The sequence below is a fragment of the Mycobacterium sp. E740 genome, from assembly GCF_001672895.1.
GTDB lineage: Bacteria > Actinomycetota > Actinomycetes > Mycobacteriales > Mycobacteriaceae > Mycobacterium.
This window is the reverse complement of record NZ_LZKP01000183.1, coordinates 1-25,778: the sequence shown is the minus strand read 5'-3', so window position 1 is coordinate 25,778 and position 25,778 is coordinate 1. Positions and strand designations below refer to the sequence as shown.

The following is a 25,778-nucleotide window of genomic DNA, read 5'->3' as shown; positions in this document are numbered from 1 at the left end:
TCGGCAGTTTGATTTTCAAACTCACCTGTGGCAGGCTCGGGGCATGACGACAGTCCCGCTGGCCGAATTGCCGGGGCGGCCCTGCCCGATCGCGGCGGCGCTCGAACTCGTCGGCGAGCGCTGGGCTTTACTCGTCGTTCGCGAAATTGCGTTGGGCGCCAACCACTTCGGCGACATCGTGCGTGGCACAGGCGCGCCGCGTGACCGCATCGCGGCGAGGTTGAAGGCGCTCGAGCGCGCGGGAGTCGTCGTGCGCACGCCCTACCAGGACTCCCCGCCGCGACACGAGTACCGGCTGACCGACTCGGGCCGCGCCCTCATGCCGGTGCTCGACGCCCTGCTGGCGTGGGGGCAGACCCACGCCGTCGACCCGTCCGACCCCGACCGTCAGCGGCGGTATCCGCCACTGAGCCAGCTGAGCCGATCGAAGGAGACGCAATGACCCTCGAGCTGACGTCCACCACCGACCGAGAGGACTGGGGCCCGCAGCGCTCGCGCACGGTGACCTGGCACTCCCCCGGCCCGAGCACCGCCAAAGGGCTCACCATGGCGGGCCTCGACTACCTACAGGCGATCGTCGACGGTGACCTGCCCCAGCCGCCGATCGCCGGCCTGATGCAGTTCGGGATCGCCCGGGTAGCGCACGGCCGCGTCGAATTCACGTGTGTGCCAGACGAATCCGCATACAATCCGATCGGCGCGATCCACGGCGGGCTGATCTGCACGCTGCTCGACTCGGTGACCGGATGCGCCGTCCACAGCACGCTGCCGCAGGGCAAGGGCTACACGTCGGTGGAGATCAAGGTCAACTACCTCAAGGCAGTCCGGCTCAGCAGCGGTGAACTGACCGCGACCGGCACCGTGGTCAAGGTTGGTTCCCGGGTCGGCTTCGCCGAAGGCACGGTCACCGACGCCTCCGGTGCCGTCGTCGCAACCGCGAGCAGCACCCTGTTGATCTTCGACCTGTAGCGCGGCGCGCTACGTTCGACGGATGCCGAAGCGCATCCTGGTGATCGGCGCGGGCATCGCCGGTCTGGCGAGCGCCGTCGCCCTGCAACAGCGCGGCCACGACGTCACGCTCATCGAGGAGCGCACCGACGCGTCGTCGGGCGCCGGCATCAGCATCTGGCCCAACGCGCTGGCCGCCCTCGACGACATCGGTCTCGGCGACGCGGTGCGCGATGCCGGCGGCCGGGTGACCGCGGGAGCTGCACGCTGGCGCGACGGCACCTGGCTACGAAGGCCCTCGCCACAGCGGATCGTCAAGGCGCTCGGCGAGCCCTTGGTCGTCATCCGCCGATCGGCCCTCACCTCGATCCTGTCCGGCGCGCTGCACGACGGCACCCTGCACACCGGTCGCTGCGCCGAAGCGCTGACGCTCACTGGGCGCGAAGTGCGAGTCAAGCTCGCCGACGGCGCCACGCCGGAGGCCGACGCGGTCGTCGGCGCCGACGGCACCCACTCGATGGTGGCGCGCCACCTGAACGGCCCGCTGCGCAACCGATACGTCGGTTACACGGCGTGGCGCGGAGTCGCGCGATACCGTATCGACCCGGACCTCTCCGGCGAGACGTTCGGGCCGGCGGTCGAGTTCGGCCATGTGCCGATGGACGCCGAGCGCACGTACTGGTTCGCCACCGAGCGCGTCGCCGAAGGCGCGACGGCGCCTCAGGGCGAACTGGCCTATCTGAGCGAGCGGTTCGCGTCGTGGGCGCAACCCATCCCCGCCCTGCTCGCCGCGACCGAACCCGATTCAGTGCTGCGCAACGACCTCTACGACCGCGATCAGGCGCGCCGGTGGTCTCGTGGGCCGGTGGTGGCCGTCGGCGACGCCGCCCACCCGATGCGTCCACACCTCGGGCAGGGTGGGTGCCAGGGTCTGGAGGACGCCGCGATCCTGGCCCGATTCCTGGACGGGGCCGACGACGGGGCCGACGACATTGCCGCCGCGTTCGCCGGGTTCGCCGCGTTCCGGACGCCGAGGGTCCGGTCGCTGGTGCGCGAGTCGCGGTTCATCGGACGCCTGGTGAACTTGCCGCCGCTACTCAGCGCACTGGCCAGCCGCGCGACGGTGCTGGGCCCCGAGGCGCTTGTGGCCAGGCATCTGGCCGCGGTGGCGGCGCGCTCCGCCTTCAGACCGCCAACCGAGGACGACCTGCGCAGGCTGTGAGGGCGACGGCTCAGCTTGCGCCGGTGAGCGCGCCGACCGGAGCGAGCAGCGCCGCGCACATCTGGCGCGGGTTGACGAAGCCGAACAGGCCGCTGGACGGCATCGCCGCGCAACCGCTGCCGGCCGCCGGCGCGGTCCGCGCGGTGGGCGCAGACGGGGTCGTCCAGACCGCGGGCGTCGCCCCGCGGGGCCCGCACTTGGGCCACGCCTTGAGGCCCTGGGTGCGCAGCACATTCTCGGCGACGCGGATCTGCTCGGCGCGCGATGCGGTCGCCGGGTTGCCGACGCCGCCGTTGGACGCCCAGGTGGCCTGCTTGAACTGCAGACCGCCGAAGTGGCCGTTGCCCGTGTTGGTGGACCAGTTGCCACCCGATTCGCACTGGGCGATCGCGTCCCAGTTCACCGAATCGGCGTTGGCGGACCCCGCCACTGCGATCGGAACGATTCCGAGCGCTCCGGAAATCGCCGTGGCCAACAAGCCTTTTCTGACTGCCTTACGAACGTTCATCACTGCGGTCCTTCCCCGACCGTTTGACACAAGGCCCGCGAGAGAGGAACTGGCGCGTTCCGCACTGCGGTTATGTGGTACTTCCCGTGATGAACCTCACGTGTTACACGCGCGTCGAAAGTTTTAATCGTTACTTATCTGGTGTAAGAGGCCTGTGAGAAAGAAGAGGCGGTGCCGGTTGACCCGGCACCGCCTGCTCCTATCGGACTATTGCTTGAATCAGCCGCGGCGTCCGCACGACGGCCACGCGCCGATGCCCTGCGAGGCAAGCACGTTCTCGGCCACGCGGATCTGCTCCTCGCGGCTGGCGTTGTGGGGCGAACCGCTGCCACCGTTGGCACGCCAGGTGCCCATGGTGAACTGCAGGCCGCCGTAGTAGCCGTTACCAGTGTTGATTCCCCAGTTGCCGCCGGACTCGCACGCCGCGATGGCGTCCCAGTCGACGCTGTCCGCATTGGCGGTGCCGGTGGCCAGTGCGATCGGCGCCACTGCGAGCGCGCCGGCGATGGTCGCCAGACCAAACGTCTTGCGGATGTTCTTCACTTCGTTCCTTTCGCCAAGCGCGCACCAAGGAACACCCGCGCAGAGCGCACGGGTGAAGTGCCTGTTCACAGGCCAAGGGAGTGGGCCGCACCGTCTCGGTCAGGTGCGGCAGCGGGAGGCCGGAGTGCCTCGCCGGGCATAGGCGCCGGCGGCCGTGGAGGACTCGGCATCCTCTGGCGGCCCCACTCACACGCAGGTTCGTGGTTTTGAAATTATTTGCTCTTCAAGAGCCGTTAGGGACCGTACAAACCCGTCGGGCGAAAGTCATGTCGGCGACGAACGTGTCGCGTCTAGATCACGAACTGATCACGCTCGCGATTCCATTTCGTTATCGCAGGTCATTCCCGCATTTGACGCACACGTCGGCAAGCCCACCCGCACAAAATCGGGTGAGCCATATCACGAGGTATTTGTGAGCTGGACCACCGCTCGGCGAGTCCATCGGCCTAGGGATACCCCGAAATCACGCGGCGCAACACCGGGAATTCGCGTGTTGCGGGGTAATCAGCACGGACCATGGCCACTATCGGTTCGCTGAACGCCGCTGCGCTAGCATGCTGTCTCGCAAGGCTTTTCGCCTGCACGCGGTGCACGGCAACCGGCAGAAGAAGCCGAAATCCCTTGCTGTGCACCCTTTTATCGCAGTTGCGGTCCCTCTCGGATGCTCGTGAACTGAGAGGCTTCCGGGGCGGGCCAGGGAATTCATCCCCAAGTGTGACTGCTGGGACCAGTGGGATCGCCCGTTTTCCGGTGTAGCACAACGCAATATTGCGCTCAGTAGACGCCGGATTCGATAACCGCCTCACAGCTGGAGCGTCAAACACACTGGCTTGCAATACTTTTCACCGCATCACCCAAGTCCGGCCGAAAGAACACGACGGCAAGACTATCGCCCCACTGTTATGGCGGTAACCGAACAATTACCCGTTCCGAATTAGGACGACAGAATTCGATTGATCGTGCGGTTTATATTCCGCGAATTTGCTAGGCGATTTTCGGTGCGCGCACGGCGGCGAGATCGGCCGCGGTGTTCACGTTCGTCAGCCCCGGCTGTTCGGGCATGACGATGCGCTGCGTGTCGACCCGCTCGACGAGCGCTCGCATGCTGCGCTCACCGGAAGCGACCAGCTCGGCGGCGCGACCGGCCAGGGCCGTGCGGTAGATCCCCGCCAGATAGTGGTCGCGGCCGTCCCACGGCAGCACCACGTCGGCGCCCAGGCGCACCGCCGGCCCCGCCAGCTCGTCGAGCAGATCGGCGGTCAGCAGCGGCATGTCCACGGCGGCGACGAACGCCAGCTCCGCGCCGGCCTCGGCGGCGGCTCGCAGACCACGTCCGGTGGCCAGCAGCGGCCCTACGCCGCGCACCTCGTCCCGCAATACCTCGGCATCGAGCGTGGGCAGCGCCTGACCGGGCGCCGCGATGACGAAGATCGGCGCACAGCGCGGCTTGAGGATGTCCACCATCCGCTCCACGAGCGTGGAACCTTCGTACGGCAGGGTGGCCTTGTCGCGGCCCATGCGGCGGGAAGCCCCGCCTGCCAGGATCACTGCGGCCAGCGGAATGGTGGTCGTCATGACCGAGACGTTAGTCGACGGTCCAGGTGTCCTTGCCCCGAAGCAGCGACTGGAGCGCCGCCGTGTCGTGTGCCTTCTCGGTGCGCGCGGCGGCGATCTGCCGGCGGGCGGCGTCGTCGTAGGTCGGCTTGCTCACCTGGCGGAAGATGCCCATCACCATGTGCTCGAGGTTCTGCTCGGAGAGCCGCGAGAGCGCGAACGCGTAGGACGGGTCCTCGAGGTTGGCGTCGTGGACGACGATCTCCTCGGCCGACACATCGGCGGTCTTGGCGATCTCGAGGCCGTAGCCGGACTTGACCACGCAGTAACCGCCGTCGGCGCCGAAGGTGATCGGCTCGCCGTGGGTGAGGTTGATCAGCCGCTCCTCGGCGCCTTCCTTGCGCAACGCGTCGAACGAGCCGTCGTTGAAGATCGGGCAGTCCTGCAGGATCTCGACGAGCGCGGCGCCGCGATGTGCGGCGGCGGCGCGCAGCACCTCTGAGAGTCCCTTGCGGTCGGAGTCCAGCGCGCGGCCGACGAACGTCGCGTCGGCGCCGAGTGCCAGCGAGACGGGGTTGAACGGGTAGTCCAGCGAACCCATCGGGGTGGACTTGGTGACCTTGCCGACCTCCGAGGTCGGCGAGTACTGGCCCTTGGTGAGCCCGTAGATGCGGTTGTTGAACAGCAGGATCGTGATGTTGATGTTGCGGCGAAGGGCGTGGATCAGATGGTTGCCGCCGATCGACAGCGAGTCGCCGTCGCCGGTGACCACCCACACCGACAGGTCCTCGCGCGCCAGCGCCAGCCCGGTCGCGATCGTCGGGGCCCGGCCGTGGATCGAGTGGAACCCGTAGGTCTCCAGGTAGTACGGGAAGCGACTCGAGCAGCCGATGCCGCTGACGAACGCGATGTTCTCGCGACGCAGTCCCAGCTCGGGCAGGAAGTTGCGGATGGTGTTGAGGATGACGTAGTCCCCGCAACCGGGGCACCAGCGCACCTCCTGGTCGCTGGTGAAGTCCTTGGACTTCTGCGGCTGGTCGGTCGTCGGCACCCGGCTGGTGCCCGCGGTCAACCCGAGGTCGGCTCCGATCAGGTCAGTCATGCCTTCGCTCCCACACCAGTTTCGACGGTCGCCGCCGCGAGCCGTGCGAACTTGGCCTTGTCGATTTCCTTCTCATTGAGCGTTCCGTCCAGCGCGGCGTCGATGATGCCCTCGACCTCGTCGGCAAGGAACGCCATACCTTCCACCTTGGTCACCGACTGCACGTCGACCAAGTACTTGCCGCGCAGCAGCAGCGCGAGTTGGCCCAGGTTCATCTCCGGGCACACGACCTTCGGATAACGCCGCAGCACCTCACCGAGGTTGGGCGGGAACGGGTTGAGGTTGCGCAGATGCGCCTGGGCTACCTTCACGCCGTTGCGACGCGCCCGCCGGCAGGCCTCACCGATGGGTCCGAAGCTGCTGCCCCAGCCGAGCATCAGCAACTCCGCGTCACCAGTGGGGTCGTCGACCTCCAGATCAGGCACGGTGATGCCGTCGATCTTGGCCTGGCGCAAGCGGACCATCAGGTCGTGGTTCTTCGGCTCGTAGGAGATGTTGCCCGAACCGTTGGCCGCCTCCAGCCCGCCGATCCGGTGCTCGAGGCCGGGCGTGCCCGGCACGGCGAACTGCCGGGCCAGTGTCTCCGGGTCGCGGGCGTAGGGCTGGAACGGCTCGTCGGGGCGGGCGAAGTTGTGCGCGATGGGCTCGTAGCTGGTGACGTCCGGAATGCGCCACGGCTCGGACCCGTTGGCGATCGCGCCGTCCGACAGGATGATCACCGGCGTGTGGTAGTTCACGGCGATGCGAGCTGCTTCCACGGCCACGTCGAAGCAGTCCGACGGAGACCGCGGCGCGAGCACCGCCACGGGTGACTCGCCGTTGCGGCCGTACATCACCTGAAGCAGGTCGGCCTGTTCGGTCTTGGTGGGCAGGCCGGTCGACGGGCCACCGCGCTGGACGTCGATGATGATCAACGGCAGTTCGGTCATCACCGCGAGGCCGATCGCCTCGGACTTCAGCGAGATGCCAGGGCCCGACGTGCTCGTCACGCCCAGCGCCCCGCCGTAGGAGGCGCCGATCGCCGCGCCGATACCGGCGATCTCGTCCTCGGCCTGGAAGGTCAGCACGTTGAAGTTCTTGTGCTTGGACAGCTCGTGCAGGATGTCGGATGCCGGAGTGATCGGATACGTGCCGAGCACCACCTGGAGATCGGCCAACTGGCCGGCGGTGACGATGCCGTAGGCCAGCGCCGTGTTGCCCGAGATCTGCCGGTAGTCACCGGTTTTGAGCTTGGCGGGTGCCACCTCGTACGTGCTGGCGAACGCTTCGGTGGTCTCGCCGTAGTTCCAGCCGGCCTTCAGCGCCAGCACGTTCGCCTCGGCGACGTCGGCCTTGCGGGCGAACTTCTCGCGGATGAAGGCTTCGCTGTGCGTGAGTTCCCGGCCGTACATCCACGACAGCAGGCCCAGGGCGAACATGTTCTTCGCGCGCTGGCCGTCCTTCTTGGAGGCGCCGATCGCCTCGACCGCGCCCAGCGTCAGCGTGGTCATCGGTACTGCCTGCACGACGTAGTCGGACAGTTCCTCGGTCTCCAGGGGGTTGGCGTCGTAGCCGACCTTGGCGAGGTTGCGCTTGGTGAACTCGTCGGAGTTGGCGATGATCAAGCCGCCTCGGGGCAGGTCCGAGACGTTGGCCTTCAGCGCCGCGGGGTTCATCGCGACGAGGACGTCGGGGCGGTCGCCTGCGGTGAGGATGTCGTAGTCGGCGATCTGGATCTGGAACGAGGACACCCCGGGCAGCGTGCCCTGCGGCGCGCGGATCTCGGCGGGGTAGTTCGGCTGCGTGGCCAGGTCGTTGCCGAACAGCGCGGCTTCGGAGGTGAACCGGTCGCCGGTGAGCTGCATACCGTCGCCGGAGTCGCCGGCGAATCGGATGACGACCTTCTCGAGCTTCTGCCGAGGACCCGCGCTCCCCGGACTGACGGCGTTGTCCTGCGCTGCCACGAGCCTGCCTTCCACCCTGTCCGGCGGTGTCCTCCGAGTCGCAGCCGGACCACGCGCAGTCGGGGAAACACCCACCAAAGTTTTATGTCACTGGCAGTACCGATTATTGCACTTCTCTTAGGCAGCCCTTCACCGGACTCGCGGGGGAAGCGCCGGTTTCATGATGAGGAACGCGCAGCTCAACGCCGGTGTTCGTGGCGTCCGTGAGACAAAACTGTGTTGTTCGTCACGTCGGCAAGACAAACTTTTTTAAGGAAATGGTTACCGATCAGTAGCGGGCAGCTAGCAGTACGAAGCGGCCTCAGCGGCGCCGGCCGGCCGGGGCCTCCACGCGTCGCTCATGCCAGCGCAGCTTGAGCAACAGCAGGTGCTGGTGCGCGCGGAAGCCGGCCGACAACGGGTCACGCCAGACCGGCGAGCGGCGCTTCGGTTCGAAATCGTCGTGCACGCCTACATTGTGCCGTCTGCTCGGCGGTCACGCCGCCCGGACGCACGTCCTCACACATGAACGGTCAGGGAATGATCGACCACGCTTAGGGTGGGTTCATGGGTCGGGTCACAGCCAGGCGGCGGGTACAGCACCTGACCTCTGATAATGCGGTGGATCGGCCCGAAACCCTGGTCGTCGAAGAGCCGCTGGAAATTCGCGTCAACGGTGCGCCGATCACGGTGACCATGCGGACGCCCGGCTCCGATGTCGAACTCGCACAGGGCTTCCTGCTCACCGAGGGAATCATCGGCGGCCGCGACGACGTGGTGACCGCGCGCTACTGCAAAGGCGCCGGCGCTGATGACCTGAACACCTACAACGTGCTGGACGTGACGCTCGCGCCACACGTCCCGGCGCCCGAGGTCGATGTCACCCGCAACTTCTACACCACGTCATCGTGCGGGGTCTGCGGAAAGGCTTCGCTGGACGCGGTCCGGCTGAGCAGCCGCCACAGCCCGGGTGACGATCCGACCACGGTCGCAGCCGACACGCTCTCGGCACTGCCGGCCCGGTTGCGCAAGGCGCAGAAGGTGTTCGCGAGCACCGGCGGCCTGCACGGCGCTGCCCTGTTCGACGCCGACGGCACCACGCTCGCCGTACGAGAGGACATCGGCAGACACAACGCCGTCGACAAGGTCATCGGATGGGCGGTCGAGCGGGGCCGGATCCCACTGACGGGCACTGTGCTGCTGGTCAGCGGCCGCGCGTCGTTCGAACTCACGCAGAAGGCGGTGATGGCCGGCATCCCGGTGATGGCGGCGGTGTCGGCGCCGTCCTCGCTCGCGGTCGACCTGGCCGGTCAGTCCGGCCTCACGCTGGTCGCGTTTCTGCGCGGCGCCTCGATGAACGTCTACAGCCGGCCGGACCGCATCATTCGCTGACTGCGGTCCAGCCGCGAAACCGACGAAATGGTCGGAATCCGGCTCGCGATGCAGCCATAACGTCGGTCTCGACGCAGAAAGGCTAGGCGGACTTGTCGCGGCGCTCGTTGCGCTGCGGTTTGCGCGGCACGATGGTCGGCAGCACGTTGTCCTGCACAGTCTCCTTGGTGACGACGACCTTGGCGACGTCGTCGCGGCTCGGGATGTCGTACATCACCGGCAGCAGGACTTCCTCCATGATGGCGCGCAGGCCGCGGGCGCCGGTGCCGCGGTGGATCGCCTGATCGGCGATGGCCTCGAGCGCCTCGTCGGTGAACTCCAGCTCCACGCCGTCCATTTCGAACAGCCGCGTGTACTGCTTCACCAACGCGTTCTTCGGCTTCGACAGGATCTGCACGAGCGAGTCCTTGTCGAGGTTCGTCACCGACGCCACAACGGGCAGGCGGCCGATGAACTCCGGGATCAGCCCGAACTTGATCAGGTCTTCGGGCATCACCTCGGCGAAGTGGTCCTGGGTGTCGATGTCGGCCTTGGAGTGCACCTCGGCGCCGAAGCCCAGTCCGCGCTTGCCCACGCGGTCCGAGACGATCTTCTCCAAACCAGCGAACGCGCCCGCGACGATGAACAACACGTTGGTGGTGTCGATCTGGATGAACTCCTGATGCGGATGCTTGCGGCCGCCCTGCGGGGGCACCGACGCCTGTGTGCCTTCGAGGATCTTCAGCAGTGCCTGCTGGACGCCCTCACCGGAGACGTCGCGGGTGATCGACGGGTTCTCGCTCTTACGGGCGATCTTGTCGACCTCGTCGATGTAGATGATGCCGGTCTCGGCGCGCTTGACGTCGTAGTCTGCAGCCTGGATCAGCTTGAGCAGAATGTTCTCGACGTCCTCACCGACGTAGCCGGCCTCGGTCAGCGCGGTGGCGTCGGCGATCGCGAACGGCACGTTGAGCATCTTGGCCAGCGTCTGCGCGAGGTAGGTCTTACCGCAGCCGGTGGGCCCGAGCATCAGGATGTTGGACTTGGCCAGCTCGACGGGTTCGGAGCGAGAGTCGCGGGTCTTCTCCCCCGCCTGGATGCGCTTGTAGTGGTTGTAGACCGCGACCGCGAGCGTGCGCTTGGCGGTGTCCTGTCCGATGACGTAGCCCTCGAGGAACTCCCGGATCTCCGCCGGCTTGGGCAGCTCGTCGAGCTTGACGTCGTCGGCGTCTGCCAGTTCCTCTTCGATGATCTCGTTGCAGAGGTCGATGCACTCGTCACAGATGTACACGCCGGGGCCGGCGATGAGTTTCTTGACCTGCTTCTGACTCTTCCCGCAGAACGAGCACTTCAGCAGGTCACCGCCGTCTCCAATGCGCGCCATGGTGCTGGTGTCCTACTTTCGTCGCGGCCGGTGGTGCTTCATTACTTGGTTGGTCGGCCTCGGGTGGTGAACCCGACGCTACCCGTTCGTTCCCGCGCGAGGCGACCCAAAAAGCCGAATCGCGTTGGTGGTATTCATCTGTGTTCGCGTCAACATATCGCTTGAAAACCCGCGGACCCTGCCGAACGCGCCACCGTGCCTTTGGCGTGTCGCCGGTGTTACCTGATCGAGAGTACCCACGCCGGCGCCGACCGCGATGTGACGTTTGTCGGCCGGCGGGCTGAATCAACCCTTCGGGTGTCAGCCTCGGGGCCCCACCGGACCGGGACCGACCGGACCGACGACTCCCCCGACCCCGGCCGGCCCGGCGGGCCCGACGACGGGGTTCGGCGGATTGACGTGGAAGGGGACGCACACCCCCGTCTCGACATTCAAGTAGCTGCCACGCGGACAGATCGAGTCCTGAGCGTGTCCCACCGCGGGCCCGATCAACTGCCAGGCGAACGCGATCGCCGCCGAGGACAACGCAACGACTGCCAGATCACGATTTGTCGACATCGCATCCCCTTGCTGCCAGCACGCACGATTACGTGAATACACAGCGTGACAGCACCGCCGCGGCCGCGCGGCCTTTCGCCACGATTTCTCCGTCAGGCGCCCGGCGTCGGGTGAAGCCCGGCCTGATCAGGCGGTCTGCGCCGACAGCTTGCGATACTCCAAAACGGTGTCGATGACGCCGTACTCCTTGGCCTCGTCGGCGGTGAGGATCTTGTCGCGATCGGTGTCCTTGCGGATCTGCTCGGGCGACTTGCCGGTGTGGTTGGCCAGCGTCACCTCCATCAGCGTGCGCATCCGTTCGATCTCCTTGGCTTGGATCTCCAGGTCGGAGAACTGGCCCTGGATGACGCCGGACAGCGCGGGCTGATGGATCAGCACACGGGCGTTCGGCAGCGCGAGGCGCTTACCCGGGGTGCCGGCCGCGAGCAGCACGGCTGCGGCCGACGCGGCCTGGCCGAGGCACACCGTCTGGATGTCGGCGCGCACGTACTGCATGGTGTCGTAGATGGCCATCAGCGAGGTGAACGAGCCGCCCGGCGAGTTGATGTACATCGTGATGTCGCGGTCGGGATCCAACGACTCGAGCACCAGCAGCTGCGCCATGATGTCGTTCGCCGAGGCGTCGTCGACCTGCACGCCGAGGAAGATGATGCGTTCCTCGAACAGCTTGTTGTAGGGGTTGGACTCCTTGACGCCGAAGCTCGAGTGCTCGATGAACGACGGCAGGATGTAGCGGGCCTGGGGCTGGATCACGGCACCGCCGTGGGGCTGCAACTGGTCGGTCATTTGTCTAGTCCTGCTCCTGGTCCTGAGCCGTTGATGCTCGCGCTGGTGATGATGTGGTCGACGAACCCGTACTCGAGGGCTTCCTGCGCGGTGAACCAGCGGTCGCGGTCGGAGTCCGCTTCGATCCGCTCGATGGGTTGCCCGGTGAACTCGGCGTTCAACCGGAACATCTCCTTCTTGATCACCGCGAACTGCTCGGCCTGGATGGCGATGTCGGCCGCACCGCCGGTGATGCCGCCGAGCGGCTGGTGCATCAGGATCCGGGCGTGCGGCAACGCGTAGCGCTTGCCCTTCGTGCCCGCGGCGAGCAGGAACTCACCCATCGAGGCCGCCATGCCCATCGCGTACGTGGCCACGTCGCACGGCGCCAGGACCATGGTGTCGTAGACGGCCATGCCGGCGCTGATCGAGCCGCCGGGCGAGTTGATGTAGAGGTGGATGTCCTTGGTGGGGTCCTCGGCCGACAGCAGCAGAATCTGCGCGCACAGCTTGTTCGCGATGTCGTCATCGACTTGTGAGCCCAAGAAGATGATCCGCTCTGCCAGCAACCGCTCATAGACCGAGTCGACAAGGTTGAGGCCTTGTGAGGCGCCGCGCATGTGGGTCACGACTGGATACCTGCTTTCTTGAAGAGCTTGATACTCACCGACACTAACCAACCTGCAAGGGCATGCACGCCCTCGACGGGCTGCGTTCGCTCACAGCGTCACTTCGCGTCGGCTTCTTCTGCTGCGTTCTCGCCGGCCTCTTCGGCGGTTTCCGACGGCTCTTCGACAGCTTCCTCGGGCTGCGCGTCCGGCCGCCCGAAGAACTCGGTGGTGTCGACCACGTTGCCGTCGCTGTCGGTCACGGTCGCGCCCTCGACGACGGCGGCGACCGCGACGCCGCGGCGCACATCGGCGAACAAGGCGGGCAACTGGTTGTTCTGCTGCAGCGACTGCAGCAGCTGCTGGGGTTGCAGGCCGTACTGCTGGGACATCAGCACCAGCCGCTCGGTGATGTCGTTCTGGCCGACCTGCACGTTCAGCTTGTCGGCAATCGCGTCGACGAGAAGCTGGGTCTTGACGGCCTTCTCCGCGTTGGTGCGGGTGTCGGCGTCGAACTCCTCACGGGTGGTGCCCTGTGCCTCGAGGAGTTCGGCGAAGCGCGCTTCGTCGTGGTCGAGGCTGTGGATCGCGTTGTGCAGCGTGTCGTCGACCTGCGACTGCACCACCTTCTCGGGCAGCGGCACGTCGACCTGCTCGAGCAGCGTCTCCAGAACCTTGTCGCGGATCTGCTCGGCCTGATTCACTCGCTTGGTCCGGCGCACCTGCTCGGTGAGCGAGTCCTTGAGTTCTTCGATGGTGTCGAATTCGCTTGCCAGTTGGGCGAATTCGTCGTCGGGCTCGGGCAGCTCGCGTTCCTTGACCGACCTGACGGTGACGGTCACCTGCGCGTCCTGGCCTGCGTGCTCGCCGGCGGCCAGCTTGGTGGTGAAGACGCGGCCTTCGCCCTCCTTGAGGCCGACGATCGCCTCGTCGAGACCCTCGATCAACTGGCCGGAGCCGACCTCGTGGGACAGGCCCTCGGTCGCGGCGTCGGGCAGTTCCTCGCCGTCGACGGCCGCGGCGAGGTCGATGGAGACGAAGTCACCCGTCTGGGCGGGGCGGTCGACACCGGTGAGCGTGCCGAAGCGGGCGCGCAACGACTGCAGTTCGGCATCGACCTCGTCGTCGCCGACCTCGATCGCGTCGACCGTGATCTGGAGCTCCGACAGGTCGGGAAGCTCGATCTCCGGGCGGATGTCGACCTCCGCGGTGAAGGTCAGGTCCTCGCCGTACTCCTTCTTGGTGATCTCGATCTCGGGCTGGCCGAGCGGCTGCACCTCGGAGCTCGTCACCGCTTCGCTGTAGCGGCCGGGCAGCGCCTCGCTGACCACCTGGTCGAGCATCGCCTCGCGGCCGACGCGCGCCTCGAGCAGCTTGCGCGGGGCCTTGCCGGGACGGAAACCGGGCAGCCGGACCTGCTTGGCCAGTTGCGCGAACGCGCGATCGAAGTCCGGTTCGAGCTCTGTGAAGGGCACCTCCACGTTGATGCGAACCCGGGTCGGGCTCAACTTCTCGACGGTGCTCTTCACGTTCTGCTCCTTGGGTTCAGGTTGGTCGGCGTTGCAGTCGGGGTGACAGGATTTGAACCTGCGGCCTTCCGCTCCCAAAGCGGATGCGCTACCAAGCTGCGCTACACCCCGTCTTCCGCGGGCGGCCCGCGAAAACACGGGACGACCACGCGAGATACTACGGGCTGGACACAGGCGGCCTTTAATTGGATTTGATACGGGTGCCGCCGGTACGATCTGCTCTTGCTGTACACGCGGGCGTAGCTCAATGGTAGAGCCCTAGTCTTCCAAACTAGCTACGCGGGTTCGATTCCCGTCGCCCGCTCCAAGGTCGTCGCGGCCGGTGCAACATAGCGCCATGTTGCCGAAGCCGGTCAGTCGTGTTTCGCCTCGTAGCGCAGCAGCACAATGCCACCCGGGAAGGTGCGGCTCTCCAACAGCCGCAGCGAGATCCATGACGGCAATGCCGGGAAGAACGGAGTGCCACCGCCCACCGCGGTTGGTGCGACCACGAGCCGGTATTCGTCCACCAGTCCGGCCTGCACGATCGGTGCGGCCAGCGTCGCGCCGGCCACCTCCAGGTTGCCGTCGGTCTCGGCTTTCAGCTTCGTGACAACTTCGACCGGGTCGCCGCGTTCGAGGCGGGAGTTCCAGTCGACGGACTCCAGGGTGCGCGAGAACACGACCTTGGGCATGTCGCGCCAGATGCGGGCGAAGTCGACGATCACAGGGGTGGCGTCCGGGGCCTCGTCGGCAGTCGGCCAGTACGCGGACATCAGTCCATAGAGCCGGCGCCCGTAGAACGACAAGGCGGTCTCCCGCTCGAAGTCGTTCCAGTACCGGTGCAGTTCTTCACTCGGTTCGGACCAGTCGATGTTGCCGTGTGCATCGGCGATGTACCCGTCCAGCGAGACGTTGAAGCCATAGATGAGTCTGCCCATGCACATCAGACTGCACCGAAGGGCAGAAGTCATCGCGATCCCACGCAATTTCACTGTTTAAATCGCGCTGATTTGCCTATTTACGATTGATCGTGCGGCCGGGGAAATCATTCAGTAGGCTCTGCATTGGGGGCATAAGTGTACTTATGGGGGTGAGCGGTTGGAATTCCTGGCAGGTCGGGAGCCTGCCCATGTCGGGCTGATTCCGGACGGGTTGCGGCGGTGGGCGAAACGCCATGGCGTGCCGCTGGCCGACTCGTATCTGCGCGGGGCGGAGAAGGTGATCGATATTCTCCGAGCGCTGCGGCGCAACGACGTGCGCACCGTGTCGGTCTACAACTTGAGCCGAGCCAACCTCGCACGCAGCGACGCCGAATTGGAGCCGGTATACAACGCCTCAATTCACTTTCTGACCGCACTTCCGTCGCATTTCGACCCGGATGTCTGCAGTGTCCGAGTGCACGGCGATCTCGAAGTGCTTCCCGAAAAGTATGCGGCGGCCGCACGACACACGGAATCCGTCATGCGCGGTGACGAATTTCGCATCAACATTCTTTCGGCCTACGACGCGGACGACGAACTGCGCGCAGCTCATCTGCGAGCACTGCGAGAAGGCGGTGACATACGCAAGGCATACGACATCGACAACGTCGACCTGGTTATCCGCACCTCCCCCGAGCCGCTGCTGAGTGGCTTCTTGCCGATGCAGACGCAGTACGCACAGCTGCGGTTCCTGACGACACCGCTCAACGACCTGGAGGACCGCCAGATCGACGAATTCATCGACGACTTCCGGCGTTGCCCGCAGCGTCGAGGACGGTAGGTCTCCGATGGGATCGCACCGGCAGGCGTTGATCATCGGGGCGGGTCCCGCGGGACTAACCGCCGCACTGGAACTGGCGAGACACGGTGTGACGGTCGGGGTTTACGAAGCCTCGGGCGACGTCGGAGGCCTGGCGCGCACGCCAGCCCAGCACGGCTTCCGCATCGATCCCGGCGGTCACCGCTTCTTCACCAAATGCGACGCGATCCTCGAACTCTGGCGTTCTCTGCTTCCGGCCGAGGAGTGGCTCTCGGTGTCGAGGCGCTCGGCGATGCTCGTCGATGGCCACTATGTGGCGTACCCGCTTGTGGGCCGAAATCTCTTGACGCAACTCGGTTATCGGCGTGGAGTCCGGGGCTTGGCCAGTTTCCTGCGGTCCAGGCTTGGGAGCGTTGGACATTGCCGCGACGATTCGGCCAGTTTCCGCGAATGGGGCAGACACCAGTTCGGCGACTACTGGTATGGCTTGTTCTTCGACGGATACGTGCGAAAGACGTGGCTCGCCGATCCGGGCCAGCTCACCAGTGATTGGGCGCAACAGCGCATCAAACCGATTGTCTGGAGAGGCTCGGACGCCGCCGGTGCGGATGCGTTTCTCTATCCTCGGCGCGGACCGGGTCAACTCTGGGACGCCGCGGCGGCGAAGCTGGCCGATGCCGGAGTCTCGGTGGCCGTCGACTCACCGGTGGTCAAGGTGAGGTTCGACGGCAGAAGATGGACGTTGGAACTGAGCGACGGGTCCACTGCGACCGGAAACGCCGTCTTCTCCAGTATGCCGCTGCAGAACTTGATAGGTGCCCTGGAACCCGTTCCGCCGCAGCATATTCGGGCTGCAGCCGCACAGTTGAAACACCGCGGGCTGGTCACCGTCGCCGTCGCTCTCGGCAAGCGCTGGGCCCTGCCGTTCAACTGGGTCTACACGCCCGGCGATGCTCTGCGGGTGGGGAGGATCCAGAACTACCGCCTCTGGTCCGACGACCTCACGCCGCCGGACTGGGACGGAACGTATCTGGGTTTCGAGTACTTCGTCAGTGCCGGCTCAGACTTGTGCATCGCCGGCGACGAACGCTGGCGGACCATTGTCGAAAGCGACTTGCACGCACTGGGTCTCGACCCGGCCACGATCGAACATGTGGCGGTCGTCCGCTCTCAGTTCGCCTATCCGATCTACGAGCCGGCGATGGAAGAAAGCGTCGCCCGGATCCGGGACTACCTCCGGCAACATCACCCGTCGCTGCACCCGATCGGGCGTAACGGCATGCACCGCTACGACAACCAGGACCACGCGATGCTGAGCGCCATGCACAGCGTCAAGCGGTACTTCGGCGAGGGGGTCGACCCCTGGCGGGTCAACACGGACCGCCGCTACCACGAATCCGGACTGCTCAACGCTACCCGTCTCGGCGCGCACAGACGGCGCTGAACATCAACGGGCGCAGTGACTTTCGTCGACTGTCAGTTCTCCGAAGGTCGCAACACTGCCAGCACCGTGAGTAGCAGAATCTTGAAGTCGAGGAGAAGCGACCAGTTCTCGATGTAGTAGTTGTCGAACTCGGCCCGGTCGGCGATGGAGGTCTGCCCCCGCAGTCCGTGCACCTGCGCCCACCCCGTGATGCCCGCCTTCACCCGGTGCCGCTCACCGTAGCGCCGCACCTGCATCTCGAACAGATCGACGAACTCCGGCCGCTCGGGGCGCGGACCGATCAGAGTCATATCGCCGCGCAGGACGTTGATCAGCTGTGGTAGCTCGTCCAGCGACGTCCTTCGCATGAACTTGCCGACCGCAGTGCGTCGGTCGTCGCCCTCGACCCCTCCGGGCGCGGAACCCGCCTTGAGTTCGAACGCCTCCTTCGCGGGGCCGACGGGGCGCATGCTGCGAAACTTCAGACATTCGAAGACCTTGCCGTCGCGACCGATTCGGTCTTGACGGAAGAACACTGGTCCCGGCGAACTCAACCGGACCAGGGCTGCGAGCGTCAGAAACACCGGTGAGATGATCAGCAGGCCGATCGCCGCGAGCGCGCGCCCCAAGGCGTGCTTGACCGCGAACTGCCAACCTTTCGGGTCCACGTGCCACAGCACCAACAACGGTATGCCGCCGATGTGTTCGACAGTCGCGCGACCGCCGACGACGTCCATCATCCGAGGCACTACGCGGACCCGCATACCGAGTTTGCGCGCCGCTTGAGCGGTGTGGACCAGTTCCTCGTCGGCGGCCGACGACGGCGCCACGATGAGCTCTTCGGCGCCGGTCGCCTGCACGGCCAGTTCGAGGTTCTTCGTGGAGCCGAAGTACGGCACCCCGTGCAGTTCCGTCCCGGGCCGCACATCGTTCAACACGCCGACGGGATGCAGACCATATTCCGGCACCTGATGCATCCGCGTGATGACCTGGCTGAGGATCGGTCCGGAGCCGATGATCAGCGCCGAGGTGCCGAAGCGGTGTTTGCGCCTCAGGTAGCGCTGAGCCAGCGATCGAGCCAGCCGGACGGCGGGCAGCAGGACCGCCGCACTCACCCAGAGCCGAACGATCACCTCGCTCGGCCGGACGTAGTCTCCGATCACCACTCCCGGCGCGAAGGGCGGCACGACCAACATCAAGATGGTCAGCGTCGCCAGCGCCGACACCGCGACGGACGTTTCGACCGGTTCGAGGTCGTCGAGGAAGCCGAGGCTGAGCTTGCGCCGGTACAGCGAACGGGTGTAGATGACCACCACCAGGATCGGCACGAAGAGCCACGAGTAGGCGGCGATGTGGCGATCGCCTACCGGGCCGGGGGTCCACCACAGCGCCAGCGCGACCGACAGAATTGCCGCGTAGATGTCAAGCGCGACTGTCAAAGACACATAACCGCGTTCGGCGCGGAGGTTCTCGACCCAGCGTCGGCCGGCGGGCTCCTGGGGGGACGGCGACGGCACCGCCTTCAGCCGCGGCACCGTCCGGTCGAGGCCGACGGGAGAAGCATGAGTCGACGCGTTGGCGTCCGGCTGCATGCTCGTCTCCCTCGGACTTTCAGCGCCTCAACCCGGTGTGCCGGAGTGGAATAATTGCCAGTCTAAGGTGGGACCGAACAAAATGGCAGAAAAAATTGGGTCCGGTAACTGACGCTCTCATTGCTGCCAGGCCGCACCGGCCCCGAAGATCCGTTCCGCCGCGAGCGCGGCAAAGTCGGTCAGCACCTGGATGTGCCCGGCGCTCCAGGAGCGGGGCTTGGTGTCGTAGACGCACAGCGTGCCGATGGCGTCGCCCGTCTGGTTGATCAGCGGCGCCCCGAGATATGCGACCAGCGTGCCGTCCTGCACAGCCGGGTGATTCCTGAACGTGGGGTCGGCGCGGGCGTCCTCCAGGACCAGCGTCATGCCATTGGCGACGGCGTACTGACATACGGATCGTTCGAGTGGTGTCTGCCTTTCGCCCGGTGAATTGCCCCCCATCCCGACCGCACTCTTGAAGAACTGCCGATCGACGTCGACGAGGGACAGTGCGGCGAACGGGGCGTCGAGCGCGTCGGCCGCTGCGCGGGTGATCCGGTCGTAGTTCGCGTCCGGCGGGGAATCGAGCAGGCCGGTCTGTCGCAGGGCCGCCAGTCGGCCGGGATCGCGGATGACCGCGGACACATCGGGCATGCCGGTCTTTGCGAACACCCCTGCTTCCGAGAGGTGGGTGATCAGTTCGTCGAGGACGGGGCTTTCGGAGAACCTGAGTTGGGCGACCATCTGCGTTGCGACGGCGCGGGCGACGAAGGTCTCGACGTCCTCGTCGGCGTCGCGTGCGCACTCCTCGAGCAGGCGGTTGAGGAAATCGTCGAAACCGTGCACCCACTCCATCACGCGGGTAACGGTACGCATGTCGCATTATTTTCGCTCGCGTAACCCCCGGCTGCCACTGGCACCGGGCACGCGTTCGCCGACCCGGTCCGCGGCTTTTCCTGTCAGTAGGCTGGACGCCATGAACGGCGTACTGCTCGTCCTCGTGGTCCTGGTCATCGTCGCTCTGGGCGTAGTGGCGTATGCGGCGATGCGGGCTTCGGACCGTCGTAATGCCGCCTCACTGGAGGATGCCAAGGCCGACGCGCGCCGCGTCATCGAGCGCCTCGGCGGTCAGGTGATCAACCTGACCGGAACCGACGACGCCTCCAAGCAGGCGCTGGCCGACGCGTCGGAGCGTTACACCGCCGCGGGGTCCCAGATCGAGCAGGCCAATACCGCCAAGCAGGCGCTGCTGGCCAAGGAGAGCGCTGTCGAAGGGCTGTACTACGTGCGCGCCGCGCGCATCGCGATGGGCATGGACCCCGGACCTGAACTCGAGACGCTGGCGGGGCAGCGGGGCGCAGGCACGGTGACCGAGGATCGCAAGGTCAACTTCGAGGGCCGCGAGATCGAAGCGTCGCCGTCACCGTCCGAACGCACCCCGAACTACTACCCCGGCGGCCGCGTCGCCGGGCGGCCCGTGCCGGCGGGCTGGTACTCCGAGCCGTGGTGGAAGCCCGCGCTGGTCGCAGGCGCGTGGGGACTCGGCTCGGTGCTGCTGTTCGACGCGCTGTTCTCGGGCATGCACGGGACCGGCTACGAACAGGGCTTCGCGCAGGGTTACGACCAGGGCTTCGACCAAGGCCAGGACGGCGGCGGCGATTTCGGCGGCGACAGCGGCGGTTGGGACGGCGGCGGCTGGGACGGCGGCGGCGACTGGGGCGGCGGCGATTTCGGCGGGGACTTCGGCGGCTTCTGATCTCGTCGACTCTGCGGCGAGTGCGGCACGCACCCGCATTTCTGCGCCCTGGCCGCAGGGTCGATTGCTACGTCTGGTCCGTCGGGCACCAGAACAAGTTGCGGCCCTCCATCACCTCGGTGCGGATCTCGGTCCCGCATAGCCGGCACGGCTCGCCCGCGCGCCGATAGACATAAGTGCGGGGACGCCCCGGCAGGTACGACGGCAGCCCGTGGTCGTCTTCGGCGCGGATGGTGTGAATCCTGCCGCGCCGCAAGCCGATTCGCATGAGGGCGACGAGGTCGGCCCACATCGCGTCGAACTCGTCTTCGTCGATGCGCGTCCCCGGCCGGTGCGGGTCGATGCGGTGCCGGAAGAGCAGCTCGTTGCGGTACACGTTGCCTACCCCCGCGATCACCGACTGGTCCATCAGCAGCGCCCCGATCGGCCTGCGGGACTTGCGGATTCGCGCCCACGCCAGCGACGCGTCGGCGTCCCGGCGCAGCGGGTCGGGACCGAGTCGCTCGATCACGTCGATGATCTCCGGCTCGGCGAGCACCTCACAGACCGTCGGCCCCCGGAGGTCCGTGCCGTAGTCGGCGCCGACCATCCGCATCCGCACCTGCCCGACCGGCAGCGGCATCGGGACCGCCAACTCGGTGAAGGTGCCGTACAAACCGAGATGGACGTGCACCACCCGGCCGCCCTCGTAGTGGTGGAAGAGATGCTTGCCCCAGGCGGTGGCCTTCTTGAGCACACGACCGTCGACCGCCGCGGCGCCGTCGGCGAACCTGCCCTGCGGGCTGGACACGATCACCGGCGCGCGGGCGAAGCGGCGCTGGTGCAACCGGGCCAGCCGGTGCAGCGTGTGCCCTTCGGGCATCCCTAAGCGCCGGGTACGTGGGGCGCGACGTGCGTGCGCTCGTACTCGGCGAGAATGTCGATCCGGCGTTGGTGCCGTTCGGCTTTCGACCATTCGGCGCTCAAGAACGCGTCGACGATCGCCAATGCCTCGGCCTCACTGTGCATCCGTCCCCCGATGCCGATCAGCTGTGCGTTGTTGTGTTCGCGCGCCAATTGTGCGGTCTCGACGCTCCACGCCAACGCACACCTCGCGCCGGGCACCTTGTTGGCCGCGATCTGCTCACCGTTTCCCGAACCGCCGAGCACGATGCCGAGGCTGCCCGGGTCGGCCACCGTCTTCTCCGCGGCGGCGATGCAGAACGCCGGGTAATCGTCGTCGGGGTCGTTTACGAAGGCGCCGCAGTCGATCGGTTCATGCCCGGCGCTGCGCAGGTGCTCGATGATGGCCTGCTTGAGGTCGAAGCCGGCGTGGTCGGCTCCCAGGTAGACACGCATGGCGGCCATTGTGGCAGACGGCGCCGTGAGCCCGGTCAGTCGAACTGCGGCGGCTCCGTGCGGGTGCGCTTGAGCTCCCAGAAGTGCGGATAGGACGCGAACGTCACCGACGCATCCCAGAGCTTGCCCGCCTCCTCACCGCGCGGAATCTTCGACAGCACAGGCCCGAAGAATGCGACGCCGTTGACGTGGATGGTGGGCGTGCCGACGTCTTCGCCCACGGCGTCCATGCCCTCGTGGTGGCTCTTCCGCAGCGCCTCGTCGTACCTGTCCGTGCCTGCGGCCTCGGCGAGCTCGGCCGGTAGTCCCACCTCGGCCAACGATTCGGCGATGACCACATCGAAGTCCTGGATGCCCTGGTTGTGGATACGGGTTCCCATCGCGGTGTACAGCGGCCCGAGGATGTCGCGGCCGTTGGCCTGCTCGGCGGCGATGGCCACACGCACCGGGCCCCACGCCCTCTTCATCGCCTCCCGATACTGCTCGGGCAGATCGCGGCCCTCGTTGAGCACCGCGAGGCTCATCACCCGGAAGTGCACCTCGATGTCGCGCACCTTCTCGACCTCGAGGATCCAGCGCGACGTGATCCAGCACCACGGGCACAGCGGATCGAACCAGAGATCGGCGACCGAAGCCGGACGGCCGGCGACATCAGACTGCGGGTTCTCGGGCATGGCGGATCCTTCCGGGCGGGTGGCAGACGATCAATTCTGACAACCGGGGTGTCGTGCCAGGTGTTCCCGGCCCATAGCGGCTACCCCTGCCGGCCTTCCGATGAGAAACGCCTAAGAGTGCAAACGGTGACGCAACCGAGTTGCTGCTGTGACCAAAGTGAAGAATCGTTACCGAAGTGAACAAACACTTTGATCTTCGGCGAGGGCTCGTGGTTGCCGTCGGCGCGGCGGCGCTCGCCACGACGGTTGCGGCGCCGGCCCAGGCCGATCCGGTCGACGACTCGTTCCTGTCCGCGCTCACCGACGCCGGGGTGCCTGTCAGCAGTCCGATGGACACCGTGGCCCTGGGCCGGTCCGTGTGCCCGATGCTCGTCGAGCCCGGCAAGAACGTCGCCCGCGTGTACTCGCGGGTGACCGACAACGGCGTCTCGCCCGACATCGCCGCCTTCTTCACCGGCATCGCGATCTCGATGTACTGCCCGCAAGCCGTCTCGTCGATCGGCAACGGCACGGTGCTGGACTGGCTGCCCGCGGCACGGGCCATCCCCGGCCTGTAGCGCACGCGGGCGATAGGTTGGGTGCGTGGCACTTCCCAACCTGACCCGTGACCAGGCCGTCGAACGCGCCGCGCTCGTCACCGTCGACAGTTACCGCATCATCCTTGACCTGACCGACGGCAGCGGCAAGCCGGGCGAGCGCACCTTCCGGTCGACGACGACCGTCGAGTTCGACGCGCTTCCCGGCGCCGACACGTACATCGACATCGCCGCCGACACCGTCCACAGCGCCACTCTCAACGGGCGCGACATCGACGTGTCGGGTTACGACGAGTCCACCGGTATCCCGCTGACCGGCTTGGCCGCGCACAACGTCGTCGTGGTCGACGCCGACTGCCGCTACTCCAACACCGGCGAGGGCCTGCACCGCTTCGTCGATCCGGTGGACGGCGAGGTGTACCTGTACTCGCAGTTCGAAACCGCCGACGCCAAGCGGATGTTCGCGTGCTTCGACCAACCCGACCTCAAAGCCGCCTTCGACGTCTCGGTGACCGCGCCGTCGCACTGGGAAGTGGTGTCCAACGGCGCCACCTTCGAGGTCTCCGACCACGGGGCGGGCAAGCATCACACGTTCGCCGCCACGCCCAGGATGAGCACGTATCTGGTGGCGCTGATCGCGGGACCGTACGCGCGTTGGGACGACGTCTACAGCGACGATCACGGTGACATCCCGCTGGGCCTGTTCTGCCGCAGCTCCCTGGCCCAGTACATGGACGCCGACCGGCTGTTCACCGAGACCAAGCAGGGATTCGGCTTCTACCACAACAACTTCGGCGTCCCATATGCGTTTGGCAAGTACGACCAGTTGTTCGTTCCCGAGTTCAACGCAGGGGCGATGGAGAACGCGGGCGCGGTGACGTTCCTCGAGGACTACGTGTTTCGCAGCAAGGTGACACGGGCGTCCTACGAGCGGCGCGCCGAGACCGTGCTGCACGAGATGGCGCACATGTGGTTCGGCGACCTCGTCACCATGCAGTGGTGGGATGACCTGTGGCTCAACGAGTCTTTCGCGACGTTCGCGTCGGTGCTGTGCCAGGCCGAAGCCACCGAGTACACCGAAGCGTGGACGACGTTCGCGAACGTCGAGAAGTCGTGGGCGTACCGGCAGGATCAGCTGCCCTCGACGCACCCGGTGGCCGCCGACATCCCGGATCTGGCGGCCGTCGAGGTGAACTTCGACGGCATCACCTACGCCAAGGGCGCCAGCGTGCTCAAGCAGTTGGTCGCCTACGTCGGACTGGAGGAGTTCCTGTCCGGGCTGCGCGACTACTTCCGCGACCACGCCTTCGCCAACGCCACCTTCGGTGATCTGCTCGGCGCCTTGGAGAAGGCGTCGGGACGCGACCTTTCGGGCTGGGGCCGACAATGGCTCAAGACGACCGGCCTCAACACGCTGCGGCCCGCATTCGACCTCGATGCCGAGGGACGCTTCACGCGGTTCGCGATCGACCAGAGCGGTGCTGCCCCGGGCGCAGGCGAGACGAGGGTGCACCGATTGGCGGTCGGCGTCTATGACGACGACGGCACCGGCAAGCTGGTCCGGGTGCACCGCGAGGAACTCGACGTCGATGGTCCGGTAACCGAAGTGCCTGCCTTGCAAGGGGTTTCCCGCGGAAGGCTGATTCTGGTCAACGATGACGACCTGACGTACTGCTCGCTGCGACTGGACCCCGATTCGCTGCAGACCGTGCTGACTCGGATCGCCGACATCGCCGAGCCGCTGCCGCGCACGCTGGCGTGGTCGGCGGCGTGGGAGATGACGCGAGAGGCCGAACTCAAGGCCCGTGACTTCGTCTCCCTCGTGACCGCGGGAGTGCACGCCGAGACGGAAGTCGGTGTGCTGCAGCGACTCCTGCTGCAGGCGCAGACCGCGCTGAACTCCTATGCGGAACCGGGCTGGGCGCTGTCGCAGGGCTGGCCTGGGTTCGCCGACCGACTGCTCGAACTGGCGCGCGGCTCCGACGGCGGTTCGGATCATCAACTGGCGTACGTCAATGCGCTGTGCGGGTCGGTGTTGTCGGACCGGCATACCGCTGTGCTGCAGGCGGTGCTCGACGCGGATCCGGCCGAGGCCGGGCTGGCGGGCCTGGCGGTGGACACGGACCTGCGTTGGCGCATCGTGACCGCCCTGGCCGCCGCGGGCGTCGTCGACTCGGACGGTCCGGACACCCCGTTCATCGACGCTGAGGCCGAGCGCGACCCGACCGCCGCGGGCAGGCGACACGCAGCGGCCGCGTCGGCGGCGCGTCCGCAGCGCGCAGTCAAGGACGGTGCGTGGGAGCAGGTCATCGAGGAAGACACGTTGGCCAACATCACCGCGCGCTCGATCATCGGCGGGTTCGTCCAGCCGGGCCAGCATGAGCTGCTGGAGCCGTTCCGCGCCAAGTACTTCGAGGCGATCTCAGGTGTGTGGCAGCGGCGGTCCAGCGAGGTGGCGCAGACCGTCGTCATCGGGCTGTACCCGTCGTGGGACGTCAGCGAGGACGGCTTGGCCGCCGCCGACCGGTACCTGGCAGACCCGGAGGTACCGCCTCCGCTGCGGCGGCTGGTCGTCGAAGGCCGCGCCGGCGTCGAGCGGGCACTACGCGCCCGCGCCTTCGACGCGTCGTAACCCGTCGCTTCGGCGCGAGCGTGCGTGTCGGTGCGCGACACGCCGCTCAGTAGCAGCATTTCGCGCACGCCGGCGCTTCCGTCAGCGTGCGTTCTCGACGAGCATTGCCCGG

The 25,778-nt window shown here is 66.7% G+C and carries 25 protein-coding genes, 2 tRNA genes and 1 pseudogene; 10 read left to right on the top strand and 18 right to left on the bottom strand.

What is annotated here, in order from left to right; all coding sequences use genetic code 11:
- The first annotated feature begins 43 nt into the window (after positions 1-43).
- Genes A5663_RS18020 through A5663_RS18010 form a run of 3 tightly spaced genes read left to right on the top strand, consistent with a single transcriptional unit; the run spans position 44 to position 2,170 of the window.
- Positions 44-442 carry a helix-turn-helix domain-containing protein gene (locus A5663_RS18020; RefSeq protein ID WP_068152097.1) on the top strand — a complete coding sequence of 133 codons (399 nt, stop codon included), beginning with the start codon at positions 44-46 and terminating at the stop codon, positions 440-442.
- Positions 439-969, top strand: a complete 531-nt coding sequence (locus tag A5663_RS18015; protein WP_068152095.1) for a PaaI family thioesterase — start codon at positions 439-441, stop codon at positions 967-969. Before A5663_RS18020 ends, A5663_RS18015 begins: the two co-directional genes overlap by 4 nt.
- Positions 970-991: 22 nt before the next feature.
- Positions 992-2,170 carry an FAD-dependent oxidoreductase gene (locus tag A5663_RS18010; RefSeq protein ID WP_068152092.1) on the top strand — a complete coding sequence of 393 codons (1,179 nt, stop codon included), beginning with the start codon at positions 992-994 and terminating at the stop codon, positions 2,168-2,170.
- Positions 2,171-2,180: 10 nt separating this feature from the next.
- On the opposite strand, the gene A5663_RS18005 is transcribed toward A5663_RS18010, so the two are convergent.
- The 6 genes and pseudogenes from A5663_RS18005 to A5663_RS23150 all read right to left on the bottom strand — a co-directional run bounded on the left by A5663_RS18005 (position 2,181) and on the right by A5663_RS23150 (position 8,268).
- Entirely contained in the window at positions 2,181-2,678 is a 498-nt protein-coding gene (locus A5663_RS18005) for a transglycosylase family protein (RefSeq protein ID WP_068152090.1), read from the bottom strand.
- A 219-nt stretch (positions 2,679-2,897) separates the two neighbouring features.
- Positions 2,898-3,131, bottom strand: a pseudogene (locus tag A5663_RS18000) (transglycosylase family protein); the annotation flags it as partial.
- A 1,074-nt stretch (positions 3,132-4,205) separates the two neighbouring features.
- Positions 4,206-4,796 (bottom strand): molybdenum cofactor guanylyltransferase, encoded by a 591-nt coding sequence (mobA, locus tag A5663_RS17995; protein ID WP_082974225.1) that lies wholly within the window; start codon positions 4,794-4,796, stop codon positions 4,206-4,208.
- Between the two features lie 10 nt (positions 4,797-4,806).
- Complete coding sequence (locus A5663_RS17990) at positions 4,807-5,877, bottom strand: 2-oxoacid:ferredoxin oxidoreductase subunit beta (protein WP_068152085.1); 1,071 nt, start codon at positions 5,875-5,877, stop codon at positions 4,807-4,809.
- Positions 5,874-7,835: a 2-oxoacid:acceptor oxidoreductase subunit alpha gene (locus A5663_RS17985; RefSeq protein WP_369816662.1), complete on the bottom strand. Its 1,962-nt coding sequence runs from the start codon at positions 7,833-7,835 to the stop codon at positions 5,874-5,876. The genes A5663_RS17990 and A5663_RS17985 overlap by 4 nt, the downstream gene beginning before the upstream one ends.
- Positions 7,836-8,121: 286 nt before the next feature.
- Positions 8,122-8,268: a hypothetical protein gene (locus A5663_RS23150; RefSeq protein WP_156744538.1), complete on the bottom strand. Its 147-nt coding sequence runs from the start codon at positions 8,266-8,268 to the stop codon at positions 8,122-8,124.
- A 98-nt stretch (positions 8,269-8,366) separates the two neighbouring features.
- Between A5663_RS23150 and fdhD the strand changes: the two genes are divergently transcribed.
- Complete coding sequence (gene fdhD / locus A5663_RS17980; RefSeq protein ID WP_068152081.1) at positions 8,367-9,191, top strand: formate dehydrogenase accessory sulfurtransferase FdhD; 825 nt, start codon at positions 8,367-8,369, stop codon at positions 9,189-9,191.
- An 82-nt stretch (positions 9,192-9,273) separates the two neighbouring features.
- Here the strand turns inward: fdhD and clpX are convergent, their stop codons facing one another.
- The 6 genes from clpX to A5663_RS17950 all read right to left on the bottom strand — a co-directional run bounded on the left by clpX (position 9,274) and on the right by A5663_RS17950 (position 14,125).
- Complete coding sequence (clpX, locus tag A5663_RS17975) at positions 9,274-10,554, bottom strand: ATP-dependent Clp protease ATP-binding subunit ClpX (protein WP_068152078.1); 1,281 nt, start codon at positions 10,552-10,554, stop codon at positions 9,274-9,276.
- Between the two features lie 300 nt (positions 10,555-10,854).
- Entirely contained in the window at positions 10,855-11,112 is a 258-nt protein-coding gene (locus A5663_RS17970; RefSeq protein ID WP_068152067.1) for a hypothetical protein, read from the bottom strand.
- Positions 11,113-11,238: 126 nt separating this feature from the next.
- Positions 11,239-11,898, bottom strand: a complete 660-nt coding sequence (locus A5663_RS17965) for an ATP-dependent Clp protease proteolytic subunit (protein WP_068152064.1) — start codon at positions 11,896-11,898, stop codon at positions 11,239-11,241.
- Positions 11,895-12,557 carry an ATP-dependent Clp protease proteolytic subunit gene (locus tag A5663_RS17960; protein WP_082974224.1) on the bottom strand — a complete coding sequence of 221 codons (663 nt, stop codon included), beginning with the start codon at positions 12,555-12,557 and terminating at the stop codon, positions 11,895-11,897. Before A5663_RS17960 ends, A5663_RS17965 begins: the two co-directional genes overlap by 4 nt.
- Before the next feature lie 47 nt (positions 12,558-12,604).
- The gene (tig, locus tag A5663_RS17955; protein ID WP_068152061.1) at positions 12,605-14,014 is read right to left on the bottom strand and encodes a trigger factor; all 1,410 of its coding nucleotides are present in this window, start codon (positions 14,012-14,014) and stop codon (positions 12,605-12,607) included.
- Between the two features lie 37 nt (positions 14,015-14,051).
- A tRNA-Pro gene (locus tag A5663_RS17950) sits at positions 14,052-14,125 on the bottom strand.
- 122 nt (positions 14,126-14,247) lie between these two features.
- On the opposite strand from A5663_RS17950, the gene A5663_RS17945 reads away from it, so the two are divergent.
- Positions 14,248-14,321, top strand: a tRNA-Gly gene (locus A5663_RS17945).
- 46 nt (positions 14,322-14,367) lie between these two features.
- Here A5663_RS17945 and A5663_RS17940 read toward each other — a convergent pair.
- Positions 14,368-14,934, bottom strand: a complete 567-nt coding sequence (locus A5663_RS17940) for a dihydrofolate reductase family protein (RefSeq protein ID WP_068152058.1) — start codon at positions 14,932-14,934, stop codon at positions 14,368-14,370.
- Positions 14,935-15,094: 160 nt separating this feature from the next.
- Between A5663_RS17940 and A5663_RS17935 the strand changes: the two genes are divergently transcribed.
- Positions 15,095-15,757, top strand: coding sequence for an undecaprenyl diphosphate synthase family protein (locus A5663_RS17935; protein ID WP_231976823.1), 663 nt, complete (start codon positions 15,095-15,097; stop codon positions 15,755-15,757).
- A 7-nt stretch (positions 15,758-15,764) separates the two neighbouring features.
- The gene (locus A5663_RS17930) at positions 15,765-17,180 is read left to right on the top strand and encodes an FAD-dependent oxidoreductase (RefSeq protein ID WP_068152056.1); all 1,416 of its coding nucleotides are present in this window, start codon (positions 15,765-15,767) and stop codon (positions 17,178-17,180) included.
- 32 nt (positions 17,181-17,212) lie between these two features.
- Here the strand turns inward: A5663_RS17930 and A5663_RS17925 are convergent, their stop codons facing one another.
- A complete protein-coding gene (locus tag A5663_RS17925) occupies positions 17,213-18,751 on the bottom strand; it encodes a sugar transferase (protein ID WP_068152051.1) in 1,539 nt (512 codons plus the stop codon).
- Between the two features lie 117 nt (positions 18,752-18,868).
- A complete protein-coding gene (locus A5663_RS17920; RefSeq protein ID WP_231976822.1) occupies positions 18,869-19,606 on the bottom strand; it encodes a GAF domain-containing protein in 738 nt (245 codons plus the stop codon).
- 100 nt (positions 19,607-19,706) lie between these two features.
- Here A5663_RS17920 and A5663_RS17915 point away from each other — a divergent pair, with 100 nt between their 5' ends.
- Positions 19,707-20,486, top strand: a complete 780-nt coding sequence (locus tag A5663_RS17915) for a hypothetical protein (protein ID WP_068152046.1) — start codon at positions 19,707-19,709, stop codon at positions 20,484-20,486.
- Positions 20,487-20,553: 67 nt separating this feature from the next.
- Here the strand turns inward: A5663_RS17915 and A5663_RS17910 are convergent, their stop codons facing one another.
- The 3 genes from A5663_RS17910 to A5663_RS17900 are packed head-to-tail and all read right to left on the bottom strand — an operon-like array spanning position 20,554 to position 22,498.
- The gene (locus tag A5663_RS17910; RefSeq protein WP_068152040.1) at positions 20,554-21,348 is read right to left on the bottom strand and encodes an Fpg/Nei family DNA glycosylase; all 795 of its coding nucleotides are present in this window, start codon (positions 21,346-21,348) and stop codon (positions 20,554-20,556) included.
- Positions 21,349-21,350: 2 nt separating this feature from the next.
- On the bottom strand, positions 21,351-21,824 hold the full coding sequence (locus tag A5663_RS17905) for a ribose-5-phosphate isomerase (RefSeq protein ID WP_068152113.1): 474 nt from the start codon (positions 21,822-21,824) through the stop codon (positions 21,351-21,353).
- Between the two features lie 35 nt (positions 21,825-21,859).
- Positions 21,860-22,498, bottom strand: coding sequence for a DsbA family protein (locus tag A5663_RS17900; RefSeq protein ID WP_068152034.1), 639 nt, complete (start codon positions 22,496-22,498; stop codon positions 21,860-21,862).
- Positions 22,499-22,674: 176 nt separating this feature from the next.
- On the opposite strand from A5663_RS17900, the gene A5663_RS17895 reads away from it, so the two are divergent.
- Both A5663_RS17895 and pepN read left to right on the top strand, forming a co-directional pair.
- Positions 22,675-23,055: a DUF732 domain-containing protein gene (locus A5663_RS17895; RefSeq protein ID WP_068152027.1), complete on the top strand. Its 381-nt coding sequence runs from the start codon at positions 22,675-22,677 to the stop codon at positions 23,053-23,055.
- A 25-nt stretch (positions 23,056-23,080) separates the two neighbouring features.
- Positions 23,081-25,666, top strand: coding sequence for an aminopeptidase N (gene pepN / locus A5663_RS17890; protein ID WP_068152019.1), 2,586 nt, complete (start codon positions 23,081-23,083; stop codon positions 25,664-25,666).
- Positions 25,667-25,778 lie beyond the last annotated feature (112 nt).